This window comes from Pseudomonas putida (assembly GCF_050989985.1).
GTDB classification, from domain to species: Bacteria; Pseudomonadota; Gammaproteobacteria; order Pseudomonadales; family Pseudomonadaceae; genus Aquipseudomonas; species Aquipseudomonas putida_AI.
This window is the reverse complement of record NZ_CP158815.1, coordinates 2,826,396-2,848,458: the sequence shown is the minus strand read 5'-3', so window position 1 is coordinate 2,848,458 and position 22,063 is coordinate 2,826,396. Positions and strand designations below refer to the sequence as shown.

26 protein-coding genes and 3 tRNA genes are annotated in these 22,063 nt (G+C 58.2%); 20 read left to right on the top strand and 9 right to left on the bottom strand.

The window, feature by feature from the left end; all coding sequences use genetic code 11:
• Window positions 1-82: 82 nt before the first annotated feature.
• The gene (locus ABTV29_RS13215) at window positions 83-337 is read right to left on the bottom strand and encodes a transcriptional regulator (RefSeq protein ID WP_433770855.1); all 255 of its coding nucleotides are present in this window, start codon (window positions 335-337) and stop codon (window positions 83-85) included.
• Between the two features lie 105 nt (window positions 338-442).
• On the opposite strand from ABTV29_RS13215, the gene ABTV29_RS13210 reads away from it, so the two are divergent.
• From ABTV29_RS13210 to ABTV29_RS13155, 12 genes are all read left to right on the top strand, one after another.
• Window positions 443-1,204: a S24 family peptidase gene (locus ABTV29_RS13210; RefSeq protein WP_433770853.1), complete on the top strand. Its 762-nt coding sequence runs from the start codon at window positions 443-445 to the stop codon at window positions 1,202-1,204.
• A gap of 134 nt (window positions 1,205-1,338) precedes the next feature.
• Window positions 1,339-1,542, top strand: a complete 204-nt coding sequence (locus ABTV29_RS13205; protein WP_433770851.1) for a hypothetical protein — start codon at window positions 1,339-1,341, stop codon at window positions 1,540-1,542.
• Window positions 1,539-1,913 carry a hypothetical protein gene (locus tag ABTV29_RS13200; protein ID WP_433770849.1) on the top strand — a complete coding sequence of 125 codons (375 nt, stop codon included), beginning with the start codon at window positions 1,539-1,541 and terminating at the stop codon, window positions 1,911-1,913. The genes ABTV29_RS13205 and ABTV29_RS13200 overlap by 4 nt, the downstream gene beginning before the upstream one ends.
• A 10-nt stretch (window positions 1,914-1,923) precedes the next feature.
• Window positions 1,924-2,199 (top strand): hypothetical protein, encoded by a 276-nt coding sequence (locus ABTV29_RS13195; RefSeq protein WP_433770848.1) that lies wholly within the window; start codon window positions 1,924-1,926, stop codon window positions 2,197-2,199.
• The gene (locus ABTV29_RS13190; protein ID WP_433770846.1) at window positions 2,196-2,579 is read left to right on the top strand and encodes a hypothetical protein; all 384 of its coding nucleotides are present in this window, start codon (window positions 2,196-2,198) and stop codon (window positions 2,577-2,579) included. The genes ABTV29_RS13195 and ABTV29_RS13190 overlap by 4 nt, the downstream gene beginning before the upstream one ends.
• Window positions 2,576-2,818: a pyocin activator PrtN family protein gene (locus tag ABTV29_RS13185; protein ID WP_433770843.1), complete on the top strand. Its 243-nt coding sequence runs from the start codon at window positions 2,576-2,578 to the stop codon at window positions 2,816-2,818. Before ABTV29_RS13190 ends, ABTV29_RS13185 begins: the two co-directional genes overlap by 4 nt.
• Before the next feature lie 59 nt (window positions 2,819-2,877).
• Window positions 2,878-3,219, top strand: a complete 342-nt coding sequence (locus ABTV29_RS13180) for a hypothetical protein (RefSeq protein WP_433770841.1) — start codon at window positions 2,878-2,880, stop codon at window positions 3,217-3,219.
• Window positions 3,220-3,270: 51 nt separating this feature from the next.
• Window positions 3,271-4,080 carry a DUF2303 family protein gene (locus ABTV29_RS13175; protein ID WP_433770839.1) on the top strand — a complete coding sequence of 270 codons (810 nt, stop codon included), beginning with the start codon at window positions 3,271-3,273 and terminating at the stop codon, window positions 4,078-4,080.
• A 79-nt stretch (window positions 4,081-4,159) separates the two neighbouring features.
• A complete protein-coding gene (locus tag ABTV29_RS13170) occupies window positions 4,160-4,576 on the top strand; it encodes a hypothetical protein (RefSeq protein ID WP_433770838.1) in 417 nt (138 codons plus the stop codon).
• Window positions 4,573-5,325 carry a DNA cytosine methyltransferase gene (locus ABTV29_RS13165; RefSeq protein ID WP_433770836.1) on the top strand — a complete coding sequence of 251 codons (753 nt, stop codon included), beginning with the start codon at window positions 4,573-4,575 and terminating at the stop codon, window positions 5,323-5,325. The genes ABTV29_RS13170 and ABTV29_RS13165 overlap by 4 nt, the downstream gene beginning before the upstream one ends.
• A 12-nt stretch (window positions 5,326-5,337) precedes the next feature.
• Window positions 5,338-5,544: a DUF4224 domain-containing protein gene (locus tag ABTV29_RS13160; protein ID WP_433770835.1), complete on the top strand. Its 207-nt coding sequence runs from the start codon at window positions 5,338-5,340 to the stop codon at window positions 5,542-5,544.
• Window positions 5,545-6,576: a site-specific integrase gene (locus tag ABTV29_RS13155; RefSeq protein WP_433770833.1), complete on the top strand. Its 1,032-nt coding sequence runs from the start codon at window positions 5,545-5,547 to the stop codon at window positions 6,574-6,576. It begins immediately after the preceding gene.
• Window positions 6,577-6,669: 93 nt separating this feature from the next.
• Here ABTV29_RS13155 and ABTV29_RS13150 read toward each other — a convergent pair.
• The 8 genes from ABTV29_RS13150 to ABTV29_RS13115 form a co-directional block, all read right to left on the bottom strand.
• Window positions 6,670-6,756: transfer RNA gene (locus tag ABTV29_RS13150), tRNA-Leu, on the bottom strand.
• A gap of 253 nt (window positions 6,757-7,009) precedes the next feature.
• Window positions 7,010-7,282, bottom strand: coding sequence for a hypothetical protein (locus tag ABTV29_RS13145; RefSeq protein ID WP_433770831.1), 273 nt, complete (start codon window positions 7,280-7,282; stop codon window positions 7,010-7,012).
• Between the two features lie 329 nt (window positions 7,283-7,611).
• Window positions 7,612-7,685, bottom strand: a tRNA-Cys gene (locus ABTV29_RS13140).
• Between the two features lie 46 nt (window positions 7,686-7,731).
• A tRNA-Gly gene (locus tag ABTV29_RS13135) sits at window positions 7,732-7,807 on the bottom strand.
• A 63-nt stretch (window positions 7,808-7,870) separates the two neighbouring features.
• Window positions 7,871-8,431, bottom strand: coding sequence for a CDP-diacylglycerol--glycerol-3-phosphate 3-phosphatidyltransferase (pgsA, locus tag ABTV29_RS13130; RefSeq protein ID WP_433770829.1), 561 nt, complete (start codon window positions 8,429-8,431; stop codon window positions 7,871-7,873).
• Between the two features lie 32 nt (window positions 8,432-8,463).
• Window positions 8,464-10,287, bottom strand: a complete 1,824-nt coding sequence (gene uvrC / locus ABTV29_RS13125) for an excinuclease ABC subunit UvrC (RefSeq protein ID WP_433770827.1) — start codon at window positions 10,285-10,287, stop codon at window positions 8,464-8,466.
• 2 nt (window positions 10,288-10,289) lie between these two features.
• Window positions 10,290-10,931, bottom strand: coding sequence for a response regulator transcription factor GacA (gene gacA, locus ABTV29_RS13120; RefSeq protein WP_008015884.1), 642 nt, complete (start codon window positions 10,929-10,931; stop codon window positions 10,290-10,292).
• A gap of 127 nt (window positions 10,932-11,058) precedes the next feature.
• Window positions 11,059-11,502, bottom strand: a complete 444-nt coding sequence (locus ABTV29_RS13115) for a GNAT family N-acetyltransferase (protein ID WP_433770824.1) — start codon at window positions 11,500-11,502, stop codon at window positions 11,059-11,061.
• A 618-nt stretch (window positions 11,503-12,120) separates the two neighbouring features.
• On the opposite strand from ABTV29_RS13115, the gene ABTV29_RS13110 reads away from it, so the two are divergent.
• The 8 genes from ABTV29_RS13110 to ABTV29_RS13075 all read left to right on the top strand — a co-directional run bounded on the left by ABTV29_RS13110 (window position 12,121) and on the right by ABTV29_RS13075 (window position 21,975).
• Window positions 12,121-13,194, top strand: coding sequence for a 3-deoxy-7-phosphoheptulonate synthase (locus tag ABTV29_RS13110; protein WP_433770822.1), 1,074 nt, complete (start codon window positions 12,121-12,123; stop codon window positions 13,192-13,194).
• Between the two features lie 190 nt (window positions 13,195-13,384).
• The gene (locus tag ABTV29_RS13105) at window positions 13,385-14,266 is read left to right on the top strand and encodes an esterase/lipase family protein (protein ID WP_433770820.1); all 882 of its coding nucleotides are present in this window, start codon (window positions 13,385-13,387) and stop codon (window positions 14,264-14,266) included.
• A gap of 184 nt (window positions 14,267-14,450) precedes the next feature.
• Complete coding sequence (locus ABTV29_RS13100; RefSeq protein WP_007984657.1) at window positions 14,451-14,732, top strand: peptidylprolyl isomerase; 282 nt, start codon at window positions 14,451-14,453, stop codon at window positions 14,730-14,732.
• 134 nt (window positions 14,733-14,866) lie between these two features.
• Complete coding sequence (locus ABTV29_RS13095; RefSeq protein ID WP_433770818.1) at window positions 14,867-16,735, top strand: extracellular solute-binding protein; 1,869 nt, start codon at window positions 14,867-14,869, stop codon at window positions 16,733-16,735.
• Entirely contained in the window at window positions 16,735-17,796 is a 1,062-nt protein-coding gene (locus tag ABTV29_RS13090; protein WP_433770817.1) for a microcin C ABC transporter permease YejB, read from the top strand. The genes ABTV29_RS13095 and ABTV29_RS13090 overlap by 1 nt, the downstream gene beginning before the upstream one ends.
• Entirely contained in the window at window positions 17,796-18,818 is a 1,023-nt protein-coding gene (locus ABTV29_RS13085) for an ABC transporter permease (protein WP_433770815.1), read from the top strand. The genes ABTV29_RS13090 and ABTV29_RS13085 overlap by 1 nt, the downstream gene beginning before the upstream one ends.
• A 27-nt stretch (window positions 18,819-18,845) precedes the next feature.
• The gene (locus ABTV29_RS13080) at window positions 18,846-20,426 is read left to right on the top strand and encodes an ABC transporter ATP-binding protein (protein WP_433770813.1); all 1,581 of its coding nucleotides are present in this window, start codon (window positions 18,846-18,848) and stop codon (window positions 20,424-20,426) included.
• Between the two features lie 133 nt (window positions 20,427-20,559).
• Window positions 20,560-21,975 (top strand): sigma-54 interaction domain-containing protein, encoded by a 1,416-nt coding sequence (locus tag ABTV29_RS13075; protein WP_433770811.1) that lies wholly within the window; start codon window positions 20,560-20,562, stop codon window positions 21,973-21,975.
• Window positions 21,976-22,063 lie beyond the last annotated feature (88 nt).

Below are 22,063 nucleotides of genomic sequence, written 5' to 3'. Positions count from 1 at the left end.
CAACTACGACCGATGTACATGTGCTGTGTGTCGTCGTAGCTGGGCTGGGGGATCTTTGGTGAGAGGCCCCAGCTCGGCACCTTCAAGCCACGTTGAGTTTGAGATCTTCAGGATCACTAAAAACGTCAGGCCTCAATTCGTAACGGGATGCTCCGGTCAATCGCTCAACCCTCAGTACAAGCTCAGCAGGCAACTTGCCCTTCTTGAGCCAGTAAGAAACAAGTTGCTGTGAAACCGGCTTGGCAGAGGTCGAGATCAATCGAGCGAAATCGGATTGGCCTCCCGCCTTATCTATTGCTTCGGTAAAGGCCCTCCGCATGGAATCTGAAGTAGTCATGTCAACCTCACGCGTCATCTACAGACCCAATTTACGGCTTTTTTTGTCAACCCTCAACGTCTTTTTACGTTTGAAAGGCAACAAATCTTTTTGTAGCCTCACGCAATGAATACGACCAAGACTTCCCCTAGCGAAACCGCCAGGCTTTTTAAAGCCCGTCGTCAGCAGCTGAACCTTACTCAAGCCCAGCTAGCTGAGATGGTTTCTAAGATTCTTCCGCCTGGTGAACAGCTCTCTCAGCAAACCTATGCTGCTTTTGAAAGCGGTAAATCCCAATCATCAAAGCACCGAGGCCACATCGCCAAGGCACTGGGAATCCTCGATAAACTACTAGAACTGGATCTAGGCTTGAGTTACGAAGCTCCGAAGCAAGCCGTGGAACCTAACGCGGCCATGCTTGGACCAATTGAAGCGTGGGACGATGACACGCCCCTAGATGACGACGAAGTTGAGGTTCCATTGCTCAAGGAAGTAGAGCTGTCAGCAGGATCTGGCCGCGTCGCAATTCAAGCCCACTCAAAGGCAAAACTCAGATTCGGAAAAATCACGCTGAGGAAACAAGGCGTGCAACCAGAGAATGCGGTTTGCGTTTCCGTCTACGGCAACAGCATGGAACCTGTGTTGCCACATGGAAGTACGGTAGGCGTTGATCGCGGAAAGACCACAGTTAAAGATGGCGACATCTATGCGCTTGACCACAATGGGCAGTTGCGAGTAAAGATTCTTTACCGGTTGCCATCTGGTGGAATGCGATTGCGCAGTTTCAACCGCGACGAACACGAAGACGAAGAGTACGGACCAGAGCAGTTGGCAGAGCAGAACCTCTCCATTATCGGAAGAGTCTTTTGGTACTCCGTTCTCCGCTGATATCAGCTAACAAAAGAGCCCGCAGAAGCGGGCTTTTTTGTGCCTACAAAAAAACAATACAAAAAATCATGTTGTTAATAACGTGTTTTCTTGTAATCTAAATCTCGTACCCCTCTCACCAAAGAGTACGAGCCATGCAAACCACACAGCACAGCAACACCCGCTGCCCGGTTTACCTGCACCCATCAGTGTGCAGTAACCGGGCAGCCATCGAAGCCATCCAGCGCCGTACCGGCCTGCTGGTCATCACCACCCCAAAAGGTCGCACCGCGGCTATCGCGCCCAGCGACACCTCCGCCACCGAAAGCACCTGGCCATTCGGAGGCGATGCAGCATGAACAGCTATCTCATTCCACTCGCAAAACAAGACCTGCTGCACCGCATGCTGCAGGTTGGCGGCGACGCCGTGTGCCCTCTTCACCGACCAGAGCAAACCATCCAGGCCAAATTCAAGGTCGAGCTCACCGAGCGCAGCGCCGTCATTGGCGTTGATTTCGGCGACCATACCGGCCAGTTGACCCTCAAGCGCTCGGACCCGGCCAACCACCTGAAGCTGCGGGACTTCATTCAAGACATTGCCAACGGCCGCATCGAATCGGCAGCACCGGCTCCCGTGCAAGAGCAACCCAGTCGCCCGAGGCAAATTCAGCAAATGCTGGAAGAGTCGCAAGCACTGCTGGACGCCGCTCGCAAACTCCTTGCTGCCTGAGGACAGCGCCATGAACCGCACCCTGGACGAAACGGCCGCCGTACTCGGACTCAAGCCCCGCGCCTTCCGCACTAGGTTGCGGGAACTGGGCATATTGAACAGCAGCGGCGATCTGGCCAGCAAATACCGCGACCAAGGCCATCTGTATTCGGACCCGCGCAGCACCCGGATCGAATCGCTCAACACATGCCGTCACTACTCCGTGGTGATGGTGAAAGAGAGCGGAGTGGACTGGCTGGCAAAAAAACTGGGAATCACCATCACGAACAAGGACGCCGCCGCATGAAGACCAACCACGCCAACGCGTACACACTCGCCCTCGGCGCATTGAAGTTGATTCCGATCTTCCTCACTTGCCCGGGCGTCATCAGCCGAGCCACGCTCATCGGCGACTCGACCGAAGCCGTCCAGTTGCTGGAAAGCATGCCGGCCTTGAGCACCGAACTGGCCGAAGTATTCCGCAGCGTCAACAACGTGATCCAAGACGGCCAGGTGGCCTATGTCACCCCAACCAACTCACCGAAATACCCATTCGGCGCCGTGGTCACGGACGGAAAAGGCCAGATCTGCGCCGCCGCCATGGGCAAAAGCAAAGAAGGCCTGGCCGAACTGATCCGCATGAAGTTGTCACCCCCTTCGGAGGGGTTCGGGGAGGTTACCGCATGAGCAACACCCTCGATCAGCTACGCAAACAGTTCGCCACGCCCTGCCCGTCCCTGACCGCAGTACGTGAACAGTACTTCACCCACATCCGCACCGATCGCTACCTGCTGGAAGAAATCAAAGCAGGCCGCATCCAGTTGGTCGTGAAGCGCCTGCACGACTCGGCGCGAGCAAAGCGCGTGGTTTACCTGCACGACCTGGCCGACTTCCTCGACGCCCAAGCAGCGAAGCAAGCGGCCTGATTCACCGGTGGCCCCTGCCGTTCAGGGGAAAACAACACAAACCCAATGAGGCACAGCACATGAAAGCCACAGACACGAACGATTTCTTCAACTCACTCAATGCCGGCGTCTTCGCCCAACAGGTCGGCCAAGCCCTGTCGAACGTCGCCGCCGGCGTCATTGATCACGGCAAGGCCGGCGAAGTGACCATCAAGCTGAAGATGAAGCAGATCGGCCAGAGCAACCAGGTTGCGGTCAGCCACACCTTGGACTTCTCCCAACCCACCAAACGCGGAAAGTTGCGTGAAGACTCGACCCTCGACACGCCGCTCTACCTCACCCCGCAAGGGCTGACCCTGTTCCAGAACGACCCGACGTCGCAGCTCTTCGACAAAGCAGACACCCCGGTGCCCGCCCGATAAGGCAGACACCTGTAGGCAACCCCAAGTCCTCTCACCAAAAGGGAAATACCAATGCCACTCAGCAAAGACACGCTCGAACTGATCATCGACCAAGCCCACTCAGCCAGCGAGTTGCCCGCCACACTGGTCCCGGTGACCGCCCTACCCGCCGGCGTGAAGATTCACAACCTGGAACAGTTCCAAGCTCTTCGCTCCCGCTTTCGCGGCGCGCTGCACACCAACAGCCTACGCGACTTCGCCCAATACGCGATCTCTCGCAGCGGACCTGCCGCGAAAGGCTTCATTGATCAGGACAGCATGAGCTGCCAGGTGTACTTCAACCTCGGCACGGACGACGCGCCGGGCCATGCGGATGACATTGCAACTCTCAAACTCAAGCCAACCGCTGCCTACAAGGCGCTTCAACAAATCGCCAGCAAGAAACTCAGCCAGCGTGAACTGGCGGAATGGATCGAGGACTGGCACTTGAACCTAACTGCAACGAAAGAAGGCGGCGGGTCCATGACAATCAGTGCAGCGGTCGCCAGCGTGCGCAACATCACCATCGAAGCCCGCAGCACTGCCACAACCAGCGAACACAACTTCGGCGCCGCTCGCAGCGCCATGGACAGCATCGAGGCGGCGAACGCCGAATCTCGCGTGGAAGCCCTGCACTTCTCACTGATCCCCTACGACGGCCTGGGCACCCGCGTTTTCACCCTGAAGCTCAGCATCCTGACCGGCGACGACAAGCCAACTCTAAAACTGCGCTGGGCCGGTGAAGAGCAGCAAGTCGAAGAAATCGCCCAAGAGTTCAAAACGACCCTCGCCAAAGAAGTCGGCGGCGCCGCAACCCTGATCCTGGGCACGTTCAGCGCGTAATCACTCAATCCAAGTAACAACATCCCGTCGCCGGCCTCTCATCAAAAATCCCGGCGTCGGGCCTACCGAGGCACAGCACATGACAGCAATTCAAATTAGCGCCCTGATCGCTCTATTCCTGTTATTCGCCCTCCTCTATTGGGTCGGATATCGCGGCGGCTTAATCGATGGCCGCAATAAAGGCATTGACGAAGGCAAAGTCATTCAGCAATCGGATGATTCGGAATCGATCCGCAACCTGCAGCTATCGCTTGACCAGGCTCAAACTCATCACACGCAACTGTACTCCCATTACGAGCAGGCACTCGCCGCTTCAAAGTTTGGAGAGGCAGAGCACCAGACCCTGTTGGCCATTGCAGAACAACTAAGAATCGCGGCCGAAACATTCGCCGCATTTCGCACAGGAAAAAAACTCGAACGTGAATCCGTTGCACTCCGCACACAAGCACTTGCTATGGCCGCGGTGCTGGAGCCCATAGAGCAGGAGGCCGCGTGAATGAGCTGGCTCTTTTCGCAGGCGCTGGTGGCGGAATACTCGGCGGCCACCTGCTCGGATGGCGCACGGTCTGCGCCGTTGAGCGTGATGCCTACGCCGCACAGGTTCTGGCGCAACGACAAACCGATGGACTGCTCCCGCCTTTCCCGATTTGGTCTGACGTGTGCAGTTTTGACGGACGGCCATGGCGAGGCTTTGTTGACGTGGTTTCAGGGGGATTTCCTTGCCAAGACATCTCGGCCGCAGGAAATGGGCTGGGCATCGAAGGTGCCCGCTCCGGACTATGGCGACAGATGGCACGAATTACCGATGAGGTACGACCGCGCTACGTCGAGCTGGAGAACTCACCATTGCTTGTGGGAAGAGGTCTTGCCGTCGTGCTCGGTGACCTTGCCGAAATGGGGTACGACGCGCGATGGGGTGTTATCGGCGCGGCTGACCTTGGTGCCCCGCATCAGCGGGATCGAATCTGGCTCATCGCAGAAGACACCACTCCGACGATGGCCGACGCCGGTGGCCAGCATGGCAAAGGGGTCCTCTCCTGCAGCATTGACTCGCCGATCCGGAGCCGATCGCTCGAACGACCGATTGGATCACGCTGTGATGGCGCTGGATGGTGGTCATCTGAACCCGGAATGGGTCGAGTGGCTGATGGGGTGGCCCATCGGATGGACCGACTTAAGGCCATTGGCAACGGACAGGTTCCAGTCGTGGCTGCGAGCGCATTCAAAGCGCTCACTATTGATTAGCAAGGAGGCAGCATGAACATCCTGTTTCTCAACCACGAGCAGGTTTGCGAATTGACCGGAGCCAAAACCAAGGCTGGCCAGATCACCGTGCTAAAGCGCAATGGAATTCGTCACACCATCAAGCGAAATGGCTGGCCGTGTGTAATCGCCTCGTCGCTCAGCGGTGACCCTGTTACCCCACCGGAAAAGCTGGTTTGGAAACCGCGGGTGATCGGTTAAATGGGAAGGCGTCCAACAAAACCGGGGAGCATCCCCCGGCTGCGCGAGAGAAAACGCGGCAGCACCATTTATTATCTGTATGACACCGGCGGCAAACCTCGCAAGGAGATTTCGCTGGGAACAGACTATGGCAAAGCCATCATCGAATACGCCAAGCTCGAACAAACTCGCGTGTCCCAGGCTCTGACTCAGAAAGTGCTGACCTTCGCCTATGTCGCCCAGATTTACATGGACGAGGTAGTTCCGACCAAAGGAATAGCCACCCAGCGAGACAACGCCCGGGAACTCAAAAACTTACTGCTTTTCTTCAACGACCCACCTGCACCGCTGGAAGCAATAGAACCTCAACACGTCGCCCAGTATCTTCGGCATCGAGGCAAAACCGCCCCAGTTCGAGCAAACCGAGAAAAGGCCTTGCTCAGCGCCATCTGGAACTTTGCCAGGGAAAGTGGCTACACCTCTTTAGCCAACCCCTGCTCCGGAGTGAAAGGCAATAAGGAGACCGGACGAGATGTCTATGTCGAGGATGACGTATTTGCTAAGGCTTACGAACAAGCCGACCAGCCGTTGCGAGACGCATTGGATCTGTTTTACCTGACCGGACAACGGATCGCCGACACGCTGAAAATGGACGAGCGGGATATCCGGGATGGAAAGCTTGCCGTTCGTCAGGGAAAGACCGGCGCGAAACGTCGTATCGAAATAATTGGCGAATTAAAGATGGTGGTCGATCGCATCATGGCCCGCAAGTCGGGGCATAAGATCAGATCGACTCGCCTGGTAGTCATGGAGTCAGGACAGCCAATGACACCAAGCATGCTCAGAAAGAGATTTGATGATGCGCGAGAAGCAGCGGGCATCCCGAAATCTGAATTTCAAATGAGGGATTTGCGGGCCAAAGCCGCAACGGACAAGGAGGAATCGACAGGCAACATCAGGGAGGCTCGTGATCAATTGGGACACACTACAGTCGGCATGACGGAGCAGTACATCCGTATGCGCAAGGGTAAGAAAGTAACCCCGACGAAGTGACAGCTGGCACAGAATTGCGGAAAGGATTTTTTTTATTGCGGAAAAAAAGATAAGGGCCTGCATGAAGAATCTCATGCAAGCCCTTGATATCTATGGTGCCCGAAGCCGGAATCGAACCGGCACGCCCTTACGAGCGGGGGATTTTAAGTCCCATGCGTCTACCAGTTTCGCCATTCGGGCGGTAGCGCGGTGAATCAGAGGGGGGAAATATATACATCCCGCTCCGGTGAAGCAAGGTTGCATGTGTGATTTTCAAGACTAATTCTTGCTGATACCAAAAATAAAAAACTTCTTAAATCATCAACCTACGAAGCTTTTTTCAGGATTCTTCCAGAACTCGGCAATCACACGCCACTTCTGCGCGGATATCAAATTGGTCGAACACTCTCCCTGCGCGCCGAAACCAGGGCACAACATTGAGTGCGTTTTCCTCTCAACCCAGACTCAGATCCAGTGCATAGGATGTCAAAGCATGTTGTTGCCTGGCGTCGATTCGACCGGCAAAGAACAGCATATCGGCGTAGCCGGTACAGACGCCAAGATCGAATTCGCAAGAGTTTCCGGACTGACCGTTGACGAGATAATTGAATCGCGTAGACAGCGCACTGCGTTCCAGCTTGTGGAGGCCATCGATTATTCCCTGTACAACTTTCGGAGCTGGCCGCTCAAGAGCAATAGTTTTTATTAGTGGATTGTCATCGTTCATAGTGAATCCTTGGGTAGAAGGCGACTTACTTCAAACTTGACGTCAGTGTTCCCTGATTCATATTTGCTCCGGAGGACACCACTGGTAAGTAACACTATCGACAAGGTCACCTCACAGAAATCAGGTATCCCTGAAAATACCGGGAAAATTGCAGGAACAGGACTCCTGCCTTGCTTGTCGTTGATTGGCGGGTTGTACCGGATGCTCGATAACTCGGAATGGGAGGCTTCGATTTCGCGTCGGAAGGCCCGGCGAGTCGCTACAGGAAGAGACTTTCTTGAGGGCAACAAAAAACCCCGTAGATCATCGATCTACGGGGTTGTTTATAGTGGAGGCCGAGGTCGGAATCGAACCGGCGTAGGCGGATTTGCAATCCGCTGCATAACCATTTTGCTACTCGGCCTCAGAACATTTGCTGTCAGTAGCAACAACATCAAATGTGTAAAACTTGGAGCGGGAAACGAGACTCGAACTCGCGACCCCGACCTTGGCAAGGTCGTGCTCTACCAACTGAGCTATTCCCGCGTCTTGGTGTGGCGCATTCTATAGAATCCAGAAGCCCCGTCAACCCTTTGATTCAAAAAAGTTTTATTTCTTTTCAACGTCGGTCTTCAGATGCGGCCAGGCAGCCCGCAAGTATTGGACCATGGACCACAACGTCAGGCCGGCAGACACCATCAACAAGGCGTAACCCAACAACACCCAGAAGCTGAAGTCCGACGGATTAGCCAGCAGGATCACCAACGCCAGCATCTGCGCGGCGGTTTTCCATTTGCCCAGGTTGGACACGGCGACATGAGCACGGGCGCCCAGTTCGGCCATCCATTCGCGCAGGGCGGAGACCACGATCTCACGACCGATGATCACTGCAGCCGGCAACGTAAGCCAAAAATTGCCGTGTTCCTGCACCAGCAGCACCAGTGCAACGGCAACCATCAACTTGTCGGCTACGGGATCGAGAAACGCCCCGAATGGCGTACTTTGCTCCAGACGGCGGGCCAGGTACCCGTCAAGCCAATCGGTGGCAGCGGCAAACGCGAAGACCGAGGCTGATGCCAGGTAACTCCACTGATAAGGCAGGTAGAACAGCAAAATGAAGATCGGTATGAGCAGAACGCGTAGAACGGTAATCAGATTAGGGATATTCATCGGCACAACTGGCTACGAGGTGAGGTGGCATTCTACTCGCTGTGCAGATTTGCATAAATCAACTCTGCGAGCTTTTTACTGATCCCGGGTGCTTTGGCGATCTCTTCGATGCTGGCACGAGACAGCTCCTGCAATCCACCAAAATGTTTCAACAAATCGCGGCGACGTGTCGGCCCTACTCCGGCAACGCCCTCGAGTGTAGACGTTCGGCGGGTTTTTCCGCGGCGAGCGCGGTGCCCGGTGATGGCAAAGCGGTGAGCTTCGTCGCGAATCTGCTGGATCAAATGCAGCGCGGGAGAATCACCCCGAAGCGTGAACTCATGAGCGGCATCATTGAGATAGAGGGTTTCGAAACCGGCCTTGCGCGTCGCCCCCTTGGCCACGCCGAGCAGGATCAGATCCGGCACCGCCAGCTCATTGAGCACATCGCGGGCCATGGATAGCTGACCCTTGCCGCCGTCCACCAGCAGAATGTCCGGCAGCTTGCCCTCCCCGTCCTTCAGCTTGCTGAAGCGTCGGGTCAGCGCCTGATGCATCGCGGCGTAGTCATCGCCGGCCGTCACGCCTTCGATGTTGTAGCGACGATAGTCGGACTTGATCGGCCCTTCAGGGCCGAACACCACACACGACGCCACGGTCGCTTCACCACTGGAGTGACTGATGTCGTAACACTCGAGACGCTGTGGTTGCTCGTCGAGATTCAGCACTTGCGCGAGCGCATCGAAACGCGCCGTGATGTGCTGACGATTTGCCAGGCGTGCGCTCAGGGCCTGCTCGGCATTGGTGACCGCCAGTTGCTGCCACCGTGCGCGCGTACCACGCACCCGATGACTGATGGTCAACTCACGCCCCCGCAACTCTTCAATAGCCGCGATCAGCGTCGGAAAATCATCGTGAACCACGTTGACAATCAGTTCACTCGGCAAGTCGCGCTCTGGACTACTGACGAAGTATTGACCAAGAAATGCAGCCATGACCTCGGAAACGTCTTCTTCAATACCGACTTGCGGGAAAAAGTTCTTGCTGCCGAGCACCCGTCCGCCGCGCACACTGATCAAATGGACGCAGGCGCCACCCGGGTTGACGAACGCCGCGATCACATCGACATCGCCGCTCCCGCCTTCCATGCTCTGCTGGTCCTGAACCCGTCGCAGCAGCGCGATCTGGTCGCGCAACTCGGCGGCACGCTCGAACTCGAGATTGATCGCGGCCTCCTCCATGGCGGCCGACAGCTCATCGCTGAGCGCATTACTGCGACCTTCAAGGAACATCACCGAGTGACGTACGTCCTCGGCGTAGACTTCAGGTTCGACCAAGCCGACACAAGGCGCTTTGCAGCGCTTGATCTGATACTGCAGGCAAGGACGCGTGCGGTTCTTGTAATAGCTGTCTTCGCACTGGCGAACGAAAAATGTCTTTTGCAGCAGGCTCAGGCTTTCACGAATCGCGCCGGCACTGGGGTAAGGACCGAAATACTTGCCCTTGGCCTTTTTTGCACCCCGATGAATGCTCAATCGAGGGAACTGGCCATCGGACAGAAAGACGTAGGGGTAGGATTTGTCGTCGCGCAGAAGGATGTTGTACGGCGGCCGCCACTCCTTGATCAGCGTCTGCTCAAGCAGTAGCGCCTCGGTTTCGTTGGCGGTAATGGTCGTCTCGACCTGGGCGATACGCGCAACCAACGCGGCGGTCTTGGGTGCCAGGCCGGTTTTGCGGAAATAGCTCGACAGGCGATTCTTGAGATTCTTGGCCTTGCCGACATACAGCAGGCGCGCATCGCTGTCGAACATGCGATACACACCTGGACGCCCACTGACGGTTGACAGAAAGGCGCTTGGATCAAAGTTTTCAGTCATTTTCAGAGGCTGGCATCTACCATGCCGTGACGAACCGCCAACAGCGTCAACTCGACATCACTGCTGATCGAAAGCTTTTCGAAAATGCGGTAACGGTATGTATTCACGGTTTTTGGGGACAGGCACAGCTTGTCGGAAATGATCTGGACCTTCTGACAACCGACGATCATCAACGCGATCTGGATCTCGCGTTCGGACAGGGCATCGAAGGGAGAATCATTGGTGGGCTGGAAGGATTTGATTGCCAACTGCTGGGCAATCTGCGGACTGATGTAGCGCTGACCGGCAAATACCAGGCGAATGGCCTGGACCATTTCCGGCAAACCCGCGCCCTTGGTCAGGTATCCCGCAGCGCCGGCCTGCAACAAACGTGTAGGAAACGGGTCTTCCTCACATACCGTTACCGCGACAACCTTGATGTCCGGATGGCTGCGCAACAGCTTGCGAGTGGCTTCGAGACCACCGATGCCGGGCATCTTGACGTCCATCAACACCACATCGGGCTTGAGCTCACGAGCCTTGAGCAAGGATTCCTCACCCGATTCAGCCTGGCCGACTACTTGCAGGCCATCGATGTCAGCCAGCATTCGTGTAATACCCGTACGAACGAGATCATGGTCATCGACTACTAGCACCCTAATCAAGCAGACACCTCGCGATATGGTCTTAGTGGGTTGTCGACACCTTAGCAAAAAGGAACTGGCAGACCTAGCGGAAAGCGTCACATAAAAAGTTTCCAGTTATCTTGCAAAGCCCTGTGCCAAGCGTGTTTCAGACAATCGGGCGGGTGGTGTCGCGCTGCATTTTCAGGAAACACGCATCAGTTCCGACCACCTGTAATCCCTTTCTTTCATACAACGCCCGCGCCGGATTGTTTTCAAAGACCGTCAAGCGCAATGCCGGGCGTCGCTCCTGGCAGGCGATGGCAAATACCTGATCGATCGCCCAGGAACCTGCGCCCTTCCCGCGAAACGCCTCGGCGATCTGTAGCTCACGAATGTACAGGGCCCTGGCATCCCGACTCAGACTCACATACCCCAGTCGATCCTCGCCATGCACGATGACGCGACTTTCACGTCCGGCCCAGGCGACGTCGAATGCTTCGTCCTGCCACAGCAAATCGTGCTGAATGTAATAACGCAGCATATTGCTGCAGGTCAGTTCGCGAGCAAAATCGAGATCGCGATCAGTGGCCTCACGCCATTCAAATTCCATTACGCCTCGTTTCCGGTTTGCAGAAGTCAAAGTGTGTCACAACCGACAAGGCGCTCAAGCAATAGAAAGCGCTGCCTGTAATCGATAGCATTTTCTGATTGAATCCTCGTGCCGGGCTCTAGTAAGCTCGGTGCATCCATCGGAGACGCATCATGTTAAACACCCGCTTACAGCTACGTACCGCAAGCGCCCTGCGCTCGGTTGCGGCTGCCCGGGTGAATCACGTTTGTGCCCCGGTCAGCTTTTATTTTGGGTATTGGTTTAGCCACTGGCGCGCCTGATACCCACACGGCGCCCACTTTAAACGGGTCGCCACCAGAGAATTCTCAACCCCCGGTCGGCCTCCCGACCGGGGGTTTTGTTTTTTCAGCCCCTGACATTTTGTTTTGACACACCAGACATTTAGAGGATCGACACCATGAACTACGCCACTTATTACCGTTACGACAGTTTTACCGCCTGGCGATTTACCACCCTCCGCTCGGGACAGCCTGCCGCCTCCGATCGGTCACCCACAGGTGGCAAGCAAACACACGCAGCCAATTTGGCCAATTGTCGAACACCCCAATAGGGCCGAGCGCGCGGGAACGAACCCGCCGCCTGCCAGGAAGCCTGAACATGAACTCGTCCGTCTCTGCTTTGCCGCTGTCCATCCTGAACCCTGCCAATGAAGCGCTGACCCAGCGTCTGCCCAGCTCATTGCAACTCAAACAGCAACTGCCGCTCACCAACGCCCTGAGCCAACAAGTCGCCGCCCACCGCCAGGCCGTCCGCGCGATCCTCAACGGTGAAGATTCCCGTCTGCTGGTTATCGTCGGCCCCTGCTCCATTCACGACCCGAAGTCCGCGCTCGAATACGCCACCCACCTGGCACGCCTGTCCGCCGAAGTCAGCGATGAGATGTTGCTGGTCATGCGCGCCTATGTCGAAAAGCCCCGCACGACCGTTGGCTGGAAAGGCCTGGCCTATGATCCACACCTGGACGGCAGCGACGACATGGCTGGCGGCCTGACCCTCTCCCGCGAGCTGATGCGCGAAATGCTCATGCTGGGCTTGCCGGTGGCCACCGAACTGCTGCAACCCATGGCTGCCGGGTACTTTGACGACCTGCTCAGTTGGGTCGCCATTGGCGCCCGCACCACCGAATCGCAAATCCATCGCGAGATGGCCAGCGGCCTGAACATGCCGGTGGGTTTCAAAAACGGCACCGACGGCGGTGTCACGGTGGCCAGCGACGCCATGCGATCGGCCGCCCATCCCCATCGCCATTTCGGCGTGGATAGCCAGGGACACCCCGCGATCATTCAGACCCCGGGCAATGCAGACACCCACCTGGTACTGCGCGGCGGCCACAACGGCCCGAACTACGACCGCGCCAGCGTGGCCAAGGTGAACAGCGACCTGACGAAATTGAAGATCCCGGCCCGGATCATGGTGGACTGCAGCCACGCCAACAGCGGCAAGGACCCGCTCCGCCAACCAGCTGTGTTCAACGACGTACTGGAGCAACGCCTGCAAGGCGATCGCTCGCTGATCGGCATGATGATCGAAAGTCATTTGTTCGAGGGCTGCCAGCCGTTGAGCCCATCGCTGAAATATGGAGTGTCGGTCACCGACGGTTGCCTGGGTTGGAACGGGACGGAACAGCTATTGCGCCAGGCAGCGGAGCGGCTGCGCGCGCAGCGTGATTGATCGCGCAGAAACCTGACGAAAAGGCAGCGGACCGCCCCGATCGGGATCGTCATTGCACCCGCCTTTTCGTCGTCTACCTAATCCGTTTTCGACCGCCTACCGAGTCCTATTCATACATCGCGAGCAGGTCCGCGTGTTTTAGAGTGAGCCGCAAGGCACCACCCTGAATGCCAGAAAAAGGACATTGAACATGCAACGGAATGCAGCCACATACCACCCGATTCTGCTGGTCCACGGGCTTTTCGGCTTTGACCGAATCAGCAACTTCGAACTCTTCCATGACATCAAACAGGCCCTTAGAAATGCAGGCGCACGGGTCTTCGTACCTTACCTCTCGGCCGCCCACAGCAACGAGACACGTGGCGAACAATTGCTGGCGCAGATCAAGCGTGTCTTGCAAGGGACGGGCGCGACCAAGGTCAATCTGATCGGTCACAGTCAAGGCGCGCTGGCCGCTCGTTACGCGGGGGCGGTGGCACCGGAGTCGGTGGCCTCGGTGACGTCCGTCAGCGGCCCGAATCATGGCTCGGAACTGGCAGATTTCCTGCGCAAGGCGCTCATCCCCGGACATCTGCCAGAACACATCGCCGAGACGGTCGCGACGTTGTTCGCCGATTTTCTGGCATTACTCGGCGGCCACCGTCAGTTGCCGCAGGATGCCCTTGCCGCGCTAAATGCCCTGACCAGCGAGAGTGTGGACGCATTCAATGGCAAATACCCCCAGGGGCTCCCGAAAACCAGGGGCGGCCAGGGTAGTGAGCTGGAGAATGGTGTCCGCTACTACTCCTGGAGCGGCACCTTGCAGGGCAGCCTCCTCGAAGGAGGACTTAAAACGATCCATCCGCTGCACAACTGCTTGCGCGCATTTTCCCGGTATTTCGTTAATGAGGCCGAGCAAAACGATGGCATGGTCGGCCGCTACAGCTCCCACCTGGGTACAGTCATCCGTTCGGACTACCCCCTCGATCATCTGGAAACCCTGCGCCAGACTGGCCTTGCGGCAAAACACTCCTTCGACCCGGTTGACCTCTATGTGCAACACGCTGAACGCTTGAAAAAAGCCGGTCTTTGATCGTGATACCCGTCATTTACAGGCGCCGGGCTCGCTCGCGATGGACAGCAACGATAATGCTTCTTGCATGAAAGCCCGCGTTGATCAGACATATTTCGCGAGCAAGCTCGCTCCTACAGGAGAAATAGCTCACTGAATCCGGTAGGCTCCCAACTTTACCGAACATTGAAAGGAGTATTTCCCCATGGCCAAAGCCACTGCCCGCCACATCCTCGTTGCCAGCGAAGCCAAGTGCAACGAACTCAAGGCTCAGATCGAGGCTGGCGCAGACTTCGCCGAAGTCGCCAAAGCCAACTCCACCTGCCCTTCCAGCCGCCAGGGCGGTGACCTGGGCTCGTTCGGTCCAGGCCAGATGGTCAAGGAATTCGACACCGTGGTCTTCAGCGCACCGATCAACGTCGTGCAAGGCCCCGTCAAGACCCAGTTTGGCTACCACCTGCTGGAAGTCACCAGCCGTCAGGACTGATCGACGCCCGGTTTTTGCTCACAACGGCCCGCCTTTTGGTGGGCCGTCGTGTTTCGGCTACGAATTCGGCTGGCGAGGGACGCGCCGCTAGCGTACAAATTGTCGTTATCGACCACCCGGCTCTAAGGCTGACAATGCGACTGGCTTTCCCAACTGTATTTTTCACTGCCGTGGCCCTGTTGTTGGGCGCCGTCGGTGTGAACGCTGCACCGCAACATGCGCTGACCGTATACGGCGAACCGGCCAAGTACCCTGCCGGCTTCAGTCACTTCGCCTACGCCAATCCCCAGGCGCCCAAGGGCGGCACGATGCGGCGCTCGGCGATCGAAATTGGTCTTTTCGACCACGTCTTGCCTTACATCGACAAGGGCATCGGCGTTACCCAGATCGATGGCCTGCTCTACTCGCCCCTGGCCCAGCGCTCGCTGGACGAACCCTATACCGTGTATGGCCTGGTGGCCCAGCAGATGGAGCGCTCCGATGACGGTCTCTCTCTGCGTTTCTATCTCAACCCCAAGGCACGTTTTGCCGATGGCAAACCCATTACCGCCGAAGACGTTCGCTACACCTTCGACTTGCTGATGACCCAGGGCAGCCTGCGTTATCGCACGCAGTTCGCCGACGTCAAAGGCGTCGAGGTGGAATCGCCATCGACCGTGCGCTTCGACTTCAAAAACAACGAAAATCGCACGCTGCCCCTGGACATCGCCACCCTTCCGGTGTTTCCCGAGCACTGGTGGAAAACCCGCGATTTCGCCGGTGGCGGTGGCTATGAAGCGCCGCTGGGCAGCGGACCGTACAAGGTAGGCAAAGTCGATTCCGGGCGCAGCATTACCTTCGAACGCAACCCCGACTGGTGGGGCAAGGACTTGCCGGTCAGCCGCGGCCTCTACAACTTCGATCACTTCAGCATCGAATACTTCGGCGATACCGACGTTGCCCGCCAGGTCCTGCGTGGTGGCGCCTACGACTACAACCGCGAGTTTTCCGCCACCGGCTACTCAATCGGTTATGACAGCCCCGCGTTGAGCGACGGTCGCCTGCAAAAGGCCCATCTGGCCGTTGAAGCTCCGCAACCGAGCCAGGGTTTTGTGTTCAACCTGCAAAAGCCGATGTTCCAGGATCGCCGGGTGCGCCAGGCGCTGGTCATGCTCTGGGATTTCGAATGGAGCAACCGGCAGATGATGCGCAATCTGTACATCCGCCAGCAGAGCTTCTTTTCCAACACCGAACTCGCCGCCCGGCAATTGCCGGATGCCGGCGAGCTGGCGATTCTCGAACCCTTGCGCGGGCAGATTCCCGACGAAGTCTTCACTAAGGTGTTCCAAGCGCCGAAAACCGATGGCAGCGGCGTGATCCGTGACAAACAGCTGCAAGCACTGGCATTGCTCGAACAGGCCGGCTGGAAACCCGACGGCGATCAACTGGTCAACGCCGACGGTGAACCGCTGAGCTTCACTTTCCTGGTCAGCCAGAACGGCATGGATCGCTTGCTGCTGCCGTACAAGCGTACCCTGAAGCAGATCGGCATCGACCTGAACATCCGCCGCATCGACGCCTCGCAATACGTCAACCGCCTGATGAGCCGCGACTACGACATGATCGTCACCGGCTATCCGGTCACCACGTCTCCGGGTGGCGAGCTGTTCAACTATTTCGGTTCCGCCGCGGCCAATGATCCTGGCTCCAACAACTACATGGTGCTGAAGAACCCGGCGGTGGACACCCTGATCAACGGCCTGGTGCGCGCCGACACAAAGGCCAACATGCTGCGCTACGCCCATGCGCTGGACCGCGTGCTGCAATGGAATTACTACTGGATTCCCAACTATTACCCGCCGGGAACCTCCACCGTGTGGTGGAATCGATTCGGCATCCCGAATGTACAGGCCAGCAATGACGAAGCCATCGAGAGCTGGTGGGAAGTGAGCACCACGCCGCTGACCAATCAGCAAATGACCGCCGAACGCATTCGCCGTGGCAGCCCTGGAGGACCGCATTAATGTGGGCTTACATACTACGGCGTCTGCTGCTGATCATCCCGACGCTGTTCATCATTCTTCTGGTCAACTTCGTCATCGTCCAGGCCGCTCCGGGTGGCCCGGTGGAACAGGCCATCGCCCACCTGCAGGGCATTGGTGGCGTCAACGCCGGCGGTGGTTCCGGCGAAACCTCCAGCGGTACGTCCCGAGCCAGTCGCGGCCTCGACCCGCAACTGATCAAGGACATCGAAAAACAATACGGTTTCGACAAGCCCGCCCATGAGCGGCTGTGGCTGATGCTCACCAGCTATGCGCGACTGGACTTCGGTAAAAGCTTCTTCAGGGGCGCCACCGTCACCGACCTGATCCTGCAGAAAATGCCGGTGACCATTTCCCTCGGGCTCTGGGCCACGCTGATCACCTACCTGGTATCGATTCCGCTGGGCATCCGCAAGGCCGTGCATCACGGCAGTCATTTCGATATCTGGAGCAGCACCGCCATCATCATCGGCTATGCAATGCCGGCGTTCCTGTTCGCGATGTTCCTGATTGTGGTCTTTGCTGGCGGCACTTCGCTGAACTGGTTTCCGGTACGCGGGCTGGTGTCGGACAACTTTGACTCACTGTCGACGCTGGGCAAAGTCACCGACTATTTCTGGCATCTGGTGCTGCCGGTCACGGCGTTGGTGATCGGCGGTTTCGCGACCCTGACCATCCTGACCAAAAACTCGTTCCTCAATGAAATCACCCGCCAGTACGTGGTCACCGCCCGTGCCAAGGGCCTGAGTGAACGGCGAGTGCTGTACGGCCACGTGTTCCGCAATGCGATGTTGCTGGTGGTGTCGGGGATTCCCCAGGCGTTCATCAGCGTATTTTTTGCCGGTTCCCTGCTGATCGAAGTGATCTTCTCCCTCGATGGCCTGGGCCGCATGAGCTATGAGGCCGCGGTATCGCGCGACTACCCGGTGGTGTTCGGTTCGCTGTTCATCTTCACCTTGTTCGGCCTGCTGATAAAACTGGTGGGCGACCTGTGCTACACCCTGGTCGACCCGCGTATCGACTTCGCCGCGAGGAATGCCTGATGTTCAAGCTTTCGCCGCTCGGCCGTCGTCGTTTCGAGCGCTTCAAGAAAAACCGTCGCGGCTGGTGGTCGCTGTGGCTGTTTGTCGGCCTGTTCCTGCTGACCCTGGGTGGCGAACTGATCGCCAACGACAAGCCACTGGTGGTCAGCTATCAGGGCCAGTGGTACTTCCCGACCTTCAAGCGTTACACCGAGCAGGAATTCGGCGGACAACTGCCGTTCCAGGCCGATTACCGCAGCGACTACGTGCAGCAGCTGATCAAGAAGGATGGCGGCTGGCTGTTGTTTCCGCCGATTCCGTTCAGCGACGACACACCCAATTACGACCTGAACAAACCGGCCCCCAGCCCGCCGTCGAACGTGAACTGGCTGGGTACCGATGATCAGGCGCGGGACGTGCTGGCCCGGGTGATTTTCGGTGCCCGCGTCTCCATCCTGTTTGCCTTGATGCTGACCTTCGTCAGCGCACTGATCGGCATTGCCGCAGGCGCGTTGCAAGGCTATTACGGCGGCTGGGTCGACTTGCTCGGACAGCGCCTGCAGGAGGTCTGGTCGGGGTTGCCGGTGCTGTACCTGCTGATCATCCTGTCGGGTTTCGTCGAACCCAACTTCTGGTGGTTGCTGGGGATCATGGCGCTGTTTTCCTGGCTGGCGCTGGTGGACGTGGTGCGTGCCGAGTTCCTGCGCGGGCGCAACCTGGAATACGTCAAGGCCGCCAGGGCGCTGGGTCTGACCGATCGCAAAGTCATCGTGCGGCACATCCTGCCCAACGCCATGAACGCGACCTTGAGTTATCTGCCGTTCATCCTGACCGGTGCCATTTCGACCCTCACTGCTCTGGATTTCCTCGGCTTCGGCATGCCCGCCGGTAGCGCTTCACTGGGCGAACTGATCGGCCAGGGCAAGCAGAACCTGCAAGCGCCATGGCTTGGGCTAACCGCGTTTTTTACCCTGGCGTTGATTCTTTCCTTACTGGTATTCATCGGCGAAGCGTTGCGTGACGCTTTTGATCCGCGATCTTGATCCGCGATCCTGACTCGGGCTGTAGACATGAGCATTAACCTGATCGAAATCCGTGACCTCAGCGTGGCCTTCAGTGGCCAGACCGTGGTGCGCAACCTGTGCCTGGACATCCGTCCCGGCGAATGCCTGGCGCTGGTCGGCGAGTCGGGGTCGGGCAAGTCGGTGACCGCCCACTCGATCCTGCAATTGCTGCCCGAATGCGGCACCGAAACCACCGGCAGCATCCGTTATCGCAGCCAGGAACTGGTGGGCGCCGATGCCAAGCGGCTGCGGCAGTTGCGCGGTAACCGCATCGCCATGATCTTCCAGGAGCCGATGACCTCCCTCAATCCCTTGCACAGCATCGAAAAGCAGATTGGCGAAACGCTGCTGGTGCACAAAGGCATGGCCGGCAAGGCGGCGCAGGCGCGCATCCTCGAATTGCTGCATCTGGTGGGCATCAAGAACCCCAAGGAGCGGCTCAAGGCTTACCCCCATCAATTATCCGGCGGCCAGCGCCAGCGGGTGATGATCGCCATGGCCCTGGCCTGCGAGCCGGAACTGCTGATCGCCGACGAGCCTACCACCGCGCTGGACGTCACCGTGCAGCGCAAGATCCTGCTGCTGCTCAAATCCCTGCAACAGCGGCTCAACATGTCGCTGCTGCTGATCAGCCATGACCTCAACCTGGTGCGCAGCATTGCCCAGCGCGTCTGTGTAATGAAAGCCGGTGAAATCGTCGAGCAAGCGCCCTGCGAAACCCTGTTCACCGAACCGAAACATCCCTACAGCTGCGTGCTGCTCAACGCCGAACCGGAGGGTGAAGCGCTGCCCCGTGACGAGCGTGAAAACGTGCTGGAAGTGGACAATCTGCGGGTGCAGTTCCCTGTCAGTGGTGGGGTGTTCCAGCGCAAGACCTACCTCAAGGCCGTGGATGGCATCAGCCTGAATGTGCAACGCGGCAAGACCCTGGGCATCGTCGGCGAGTCCGGTTCCGGCAAGTCCACCCTGGGCCAGGCGATCCTGCGCCTGCTCGACTCCGAGGGCAGCATTCGTTTTCAGGGCCAGGCGCTGGACGGCCTGACGCAGAATCAGCTGCGACCCTGGCGCAAGCAGATGCAGGTGGTGTTCCAGGATCCCTTTGGCAGCCTCAGCCCCCGGATGTCCGTGGAGCAGATCATCTGCGAAGGCCTGGAAGTCCACAGCGAGTTGAGCACCGAGGAATGCAACGCCGAGGTGATTCGGGCGCTGCAGGAAGTCGGTCTCGATCCGCAAAGCCGCCATCGCTATCCCCACGAATTCTCCGGCGGTCAGCGCCAACGCATCGCCATCGCCCGGGCGTTGGTCCTCAAGCCGGCACTGATCCTGCTGGACGAACCGACCTCGGCGCTGGATCGCACCGTTCAAAAACAAGTGGTCGCCCTGCTCCGCCAGCTCCAGGAAAAACATGGCCTGACCTATCTGTTCATCAGCCATGACCTGTCGGTGGTACGCGCCCTGGCCCACGACATGATCGTGATCAAGGACGGCAAGGTAGTGGAAAGTGGCGCCAGCCATGAGGTGTTCGATTCACCCCAGCACCCGTACACCAAGGAGCTGTTGGCGGCGGCGCATTTGGGGCAGGCATAATTCGGCACTTGGCCTTGGGCCGCGTCGCGGCCATCGCGAGCCGGCTCGCTCCCACAGGGAACACTTACCAACTGTAGGAGCGAGCCGGCTCGCGATGAGGCCGGCACAGGCAACACAACTTCAGGATCAATCTATGAACACCACCGAAAGCCTCAAGGACTACCAGCGCGTCCGCCTGCTGGCGATCCGCTCGCTGTTCGAAATCATCGAGCAATCGAGTGAAGGCACGGTGATCGTCGACCGCGATGCCAACATCGTCTGGATGAACGAACGCTACGCCCGCCGCTTCGGCCTGTCCTCGGCCGAAGGTGCCATCGGCAAGGCCTGTGAAAGCGTGATCCCCGGCAGCCTGCTGCGCGAAGTGGTGCGCACCGGCCGGCCGATTCTGCTGGACATGCAGGACACCCCCAAGGAACCGCTGGTGGTCATGCGCCTGCCGATTCACGACGATGCCGGCGAGGTGATCGGCGCCATCGGCTTTGCCCTGTTCGACGAGTTGCGCAGCCTGTCGCCGATGCTCAAGCGCTACATGAGCATGCAGGAAGAGCTTGCGTCCACGCGTTCGCTGCTGCGGGCGCGGCAGACCAAGTACAACTTCGCCCACTTCATCGGCACCAGCGCCGCCAGCCTCGAAGTCAAACGCCGCGCCCGGCGCAGTGCCAGCACCGAATCACCGGTGCTGCTGCTCGGCGAAACCGGCACCGGCAAGGAGTTGCTGGCCCAGGCGATCCACAACGCCTCGCCCCGGGCGCACAAGGCATTTGTCAGTATCAACAGCGCGGCGATTCCCGAGTCACTGCTGGAAGCCGAATTCTTCGGTACCGCCCCGGGCGCCTTCACCGGTGCCGACCGCAAGGGCCGTGCCGGCAAGTTGCAGATCGCCCAGGGCGGCACGCTGTTTCTCGATGAAATCGGCGACATGCCGCTGCCGCTGCAAAGCAAACTGTTGCGGGTATTGCAGGAAAAGGAATTCGAACCGGTCGGTTCCAATGAGGTGATCCAGAGCGATGTCCGGGTCATTGCCGCGACCTCTACCGACCTGGAAGCCGCGATCAAGCGCGGCGAGTTTCGCGCCGATCTGTATTACCGCCTCAACGTCCTGCCGATCCACGTGCCGCCGTTGCGCGACCGTCTCGACGATCTGCCTGCCCTCAGTGAGGCGATCCTTGAAGAGCTGCGCAGCCAGCATGAGTTGCACAGTGAAGCGCTGGAATTGCTGGGCCGGCATGCCTGGCCGGGGAACATTCGCGAATTGCGCAATGTGCTGGAGCGGGCAGCGTTGCTCAGTGATGACTTGCGGCTTTCGGCGGCGGACATTCGCGCGGCGATCGGTACCTTTACCCCTGTTCAACGGACGGCACCGTTGGCCATCGAACCACTGGGGCACGAGACCTTCAGTGCCGCACGGGAGCGCTTCGACCGGCAATTGATCGAAACCACCCTGGCGCAATGCGGGGGCAAGGTGATTGAAGCGGCGGCGCGGTTGGGGCTTGGGCGGTCGACGTTGTACAAGAAGATGGTGGCGCTGGGGATTGCTGAGTCTCAATAAAGAGACATGAATCTCTATAGTTAGACAGATCGTCGCGAGCAGGCTCGCTCCCATATTTGACTGCATTTTTCCTCAGAACACTTACAAC

Coding starts and splice junctions, on each gene's coding strand:
- ABTV29_RS13215 (WP_433770855.1), bottom strand. CDS start 337: ATGACTACTTCAGATTCCATGCGGAGGGCCTTTACCGAAGCAATAGAT.
- ABTV29_RS13210 (WP_433770853.1), top strand. CDS start 443: ATGAATACGACCAAGACTTCCCCTAGCGAAACCGCCAGGCTTTTTAAA.
- ABTV29_RS13205 (WP_433770851.1), top strand. CDS start 1,339: ATGCAAACCACACAGCACAGCAACACCCGCTGCCCGGTTTACCTGCAC.
- ABTV29_RS13200 (WP_433770849.1), top strand. CDS start 1,539: ATGAACAGCTATCTCATTCCACTCGCAAAACAAGACCTGCTGCACCGC.
- ABTV29_RS13195 (WP_433770848.1), top strand. CDS start 1,924: ATGAACCGCACCCTGGACGAAACGGCCGCCGTACTCGGACTCAAGCCC.
- ABTV29_RS13190 (WP_433770846.1), top strand. CDS start 2,196: ATGAAGACCAACCACGCCAACGCGTACACACTCGCCCTCGGCGCATTG.
- ABTV29_RS13185 (WP_433770843.1), top strand. CDS start 2,576: ATGAGCAACACCCTCGATCAGCTACGCAAACAGTTCGCCACGCCCTGC.
- ABTV29_RS13180 (WP_433770841.1), top strand. CDS start 2,878: ATGAAAGCCACAGACACGAACGATTTCTTCAACTCACTCAATGCCGGC.
- ABTV29_RS13175 (WP_433770839.1), top strand. CDS start 3,271: ATGCCACTCAGCAAAGACACGCTCGAACTGATCATCGACCAAGCCCAC.
- ABTV29_RS13170 (WP_433770838.1), top strand. CDS start 4,160: ATGACAGCAATTCAAATTAGCGCCCTGATCGCTCTATTCCTGTTATTC.
- ABTV29_RS13160 (WP_433770835.1), top strand. CDS start 5,338: ATGAACATCCTGTTTCTCAACCACGAGCAGGTTTGCGAATTGACCGGA.
- ABTV29_RS13155 (WP_433770833.1), top strand. CDS start 5,545: ATGGGAAGGCGTCCAACAAAACCGGGGAGCATCCCCCGGCTGCGCGAG.
- ABTV29_RS13145 (WP_433770831.1), bottom strand. CDS start 7,282: ATGAACGATGACAATCCACTAATAAAAACTATTGCTCTTGAGCGGCCA.
- pgsA (WP_433770829.1), bottom strand. CDS start 8,431: ATGAATATCCCTAATCTGATTACCGTTCTACGCGTTCTGCTCATACCG.
- uvrC (WP_433770827.1), bottom strand. CDS start 10,287: ATGACTGAAAACTTTGATCCAAGCGCCTTTCTGTCAACCGTCAGTGGG.
- ABTV29_RS13115 (WP_433770824.1), bottom strand. CDS start 11,502: ATGGAATTTGAATGGCGTGAGGCCACTGATCGCGATCTCGATTTTGCT.
- ABTV29_RS13110 (WP_433770822.1), top strand. CDS start 12,121: ATGAACTCGTCCGTCTCTGCTTTGCCGCTGTCCATCCTGAACCCTGCC.
- ABTV29_RS13105 (WP_433770820.1), top strand. CDS start 13,385: ATGCAACGGAATGCAGCCACATACCACCCGATTCTGCTGGTCCACGGG.
- ABTV29_RS13100 (WP_007984657.1), top strand. CDS start 14,451: ATGGCCAAAGCCACTGCCCGCCACATCCTCGTTGCCAGCGAAGCCAAG.
- ABTV29_RS13095 (WP_433770818.1), top strand. CDS start 14,867: ATGCGACTGGCTTTCCCAACTGTATTTTTCACTGCCGTGGCCCTGTTG.
- ABTV29_RS13090 (WP_433770817.1), top strand. CDS start 16,735: ATGTGGGCTTACATACTACGGCGTCTGCTGCTGATCATCCCGACGCTG.
- ABTV29_RS13085 (WP_433770815.1), top strand. CDS start 17,796: ATGTTCAAGCTTTCGCCGCTCGGCCGTCGTCGTTTCGAGCGCTTCAAG.
- ABTV29_RS13080 (WP_433770813.1), top strand. CDS start 18,846: ATGAGCATTAACCTGATCGAAATCCGTGACCTCAGCGTGGCCTTCAGT.
- ABTV29_RS13075 (WP_433770811.1), top strand. CDS start 20,560: ATGAACACCACCGAAAGCCTCAAGGACTACCAGCGCGTCCGCCTGCTG.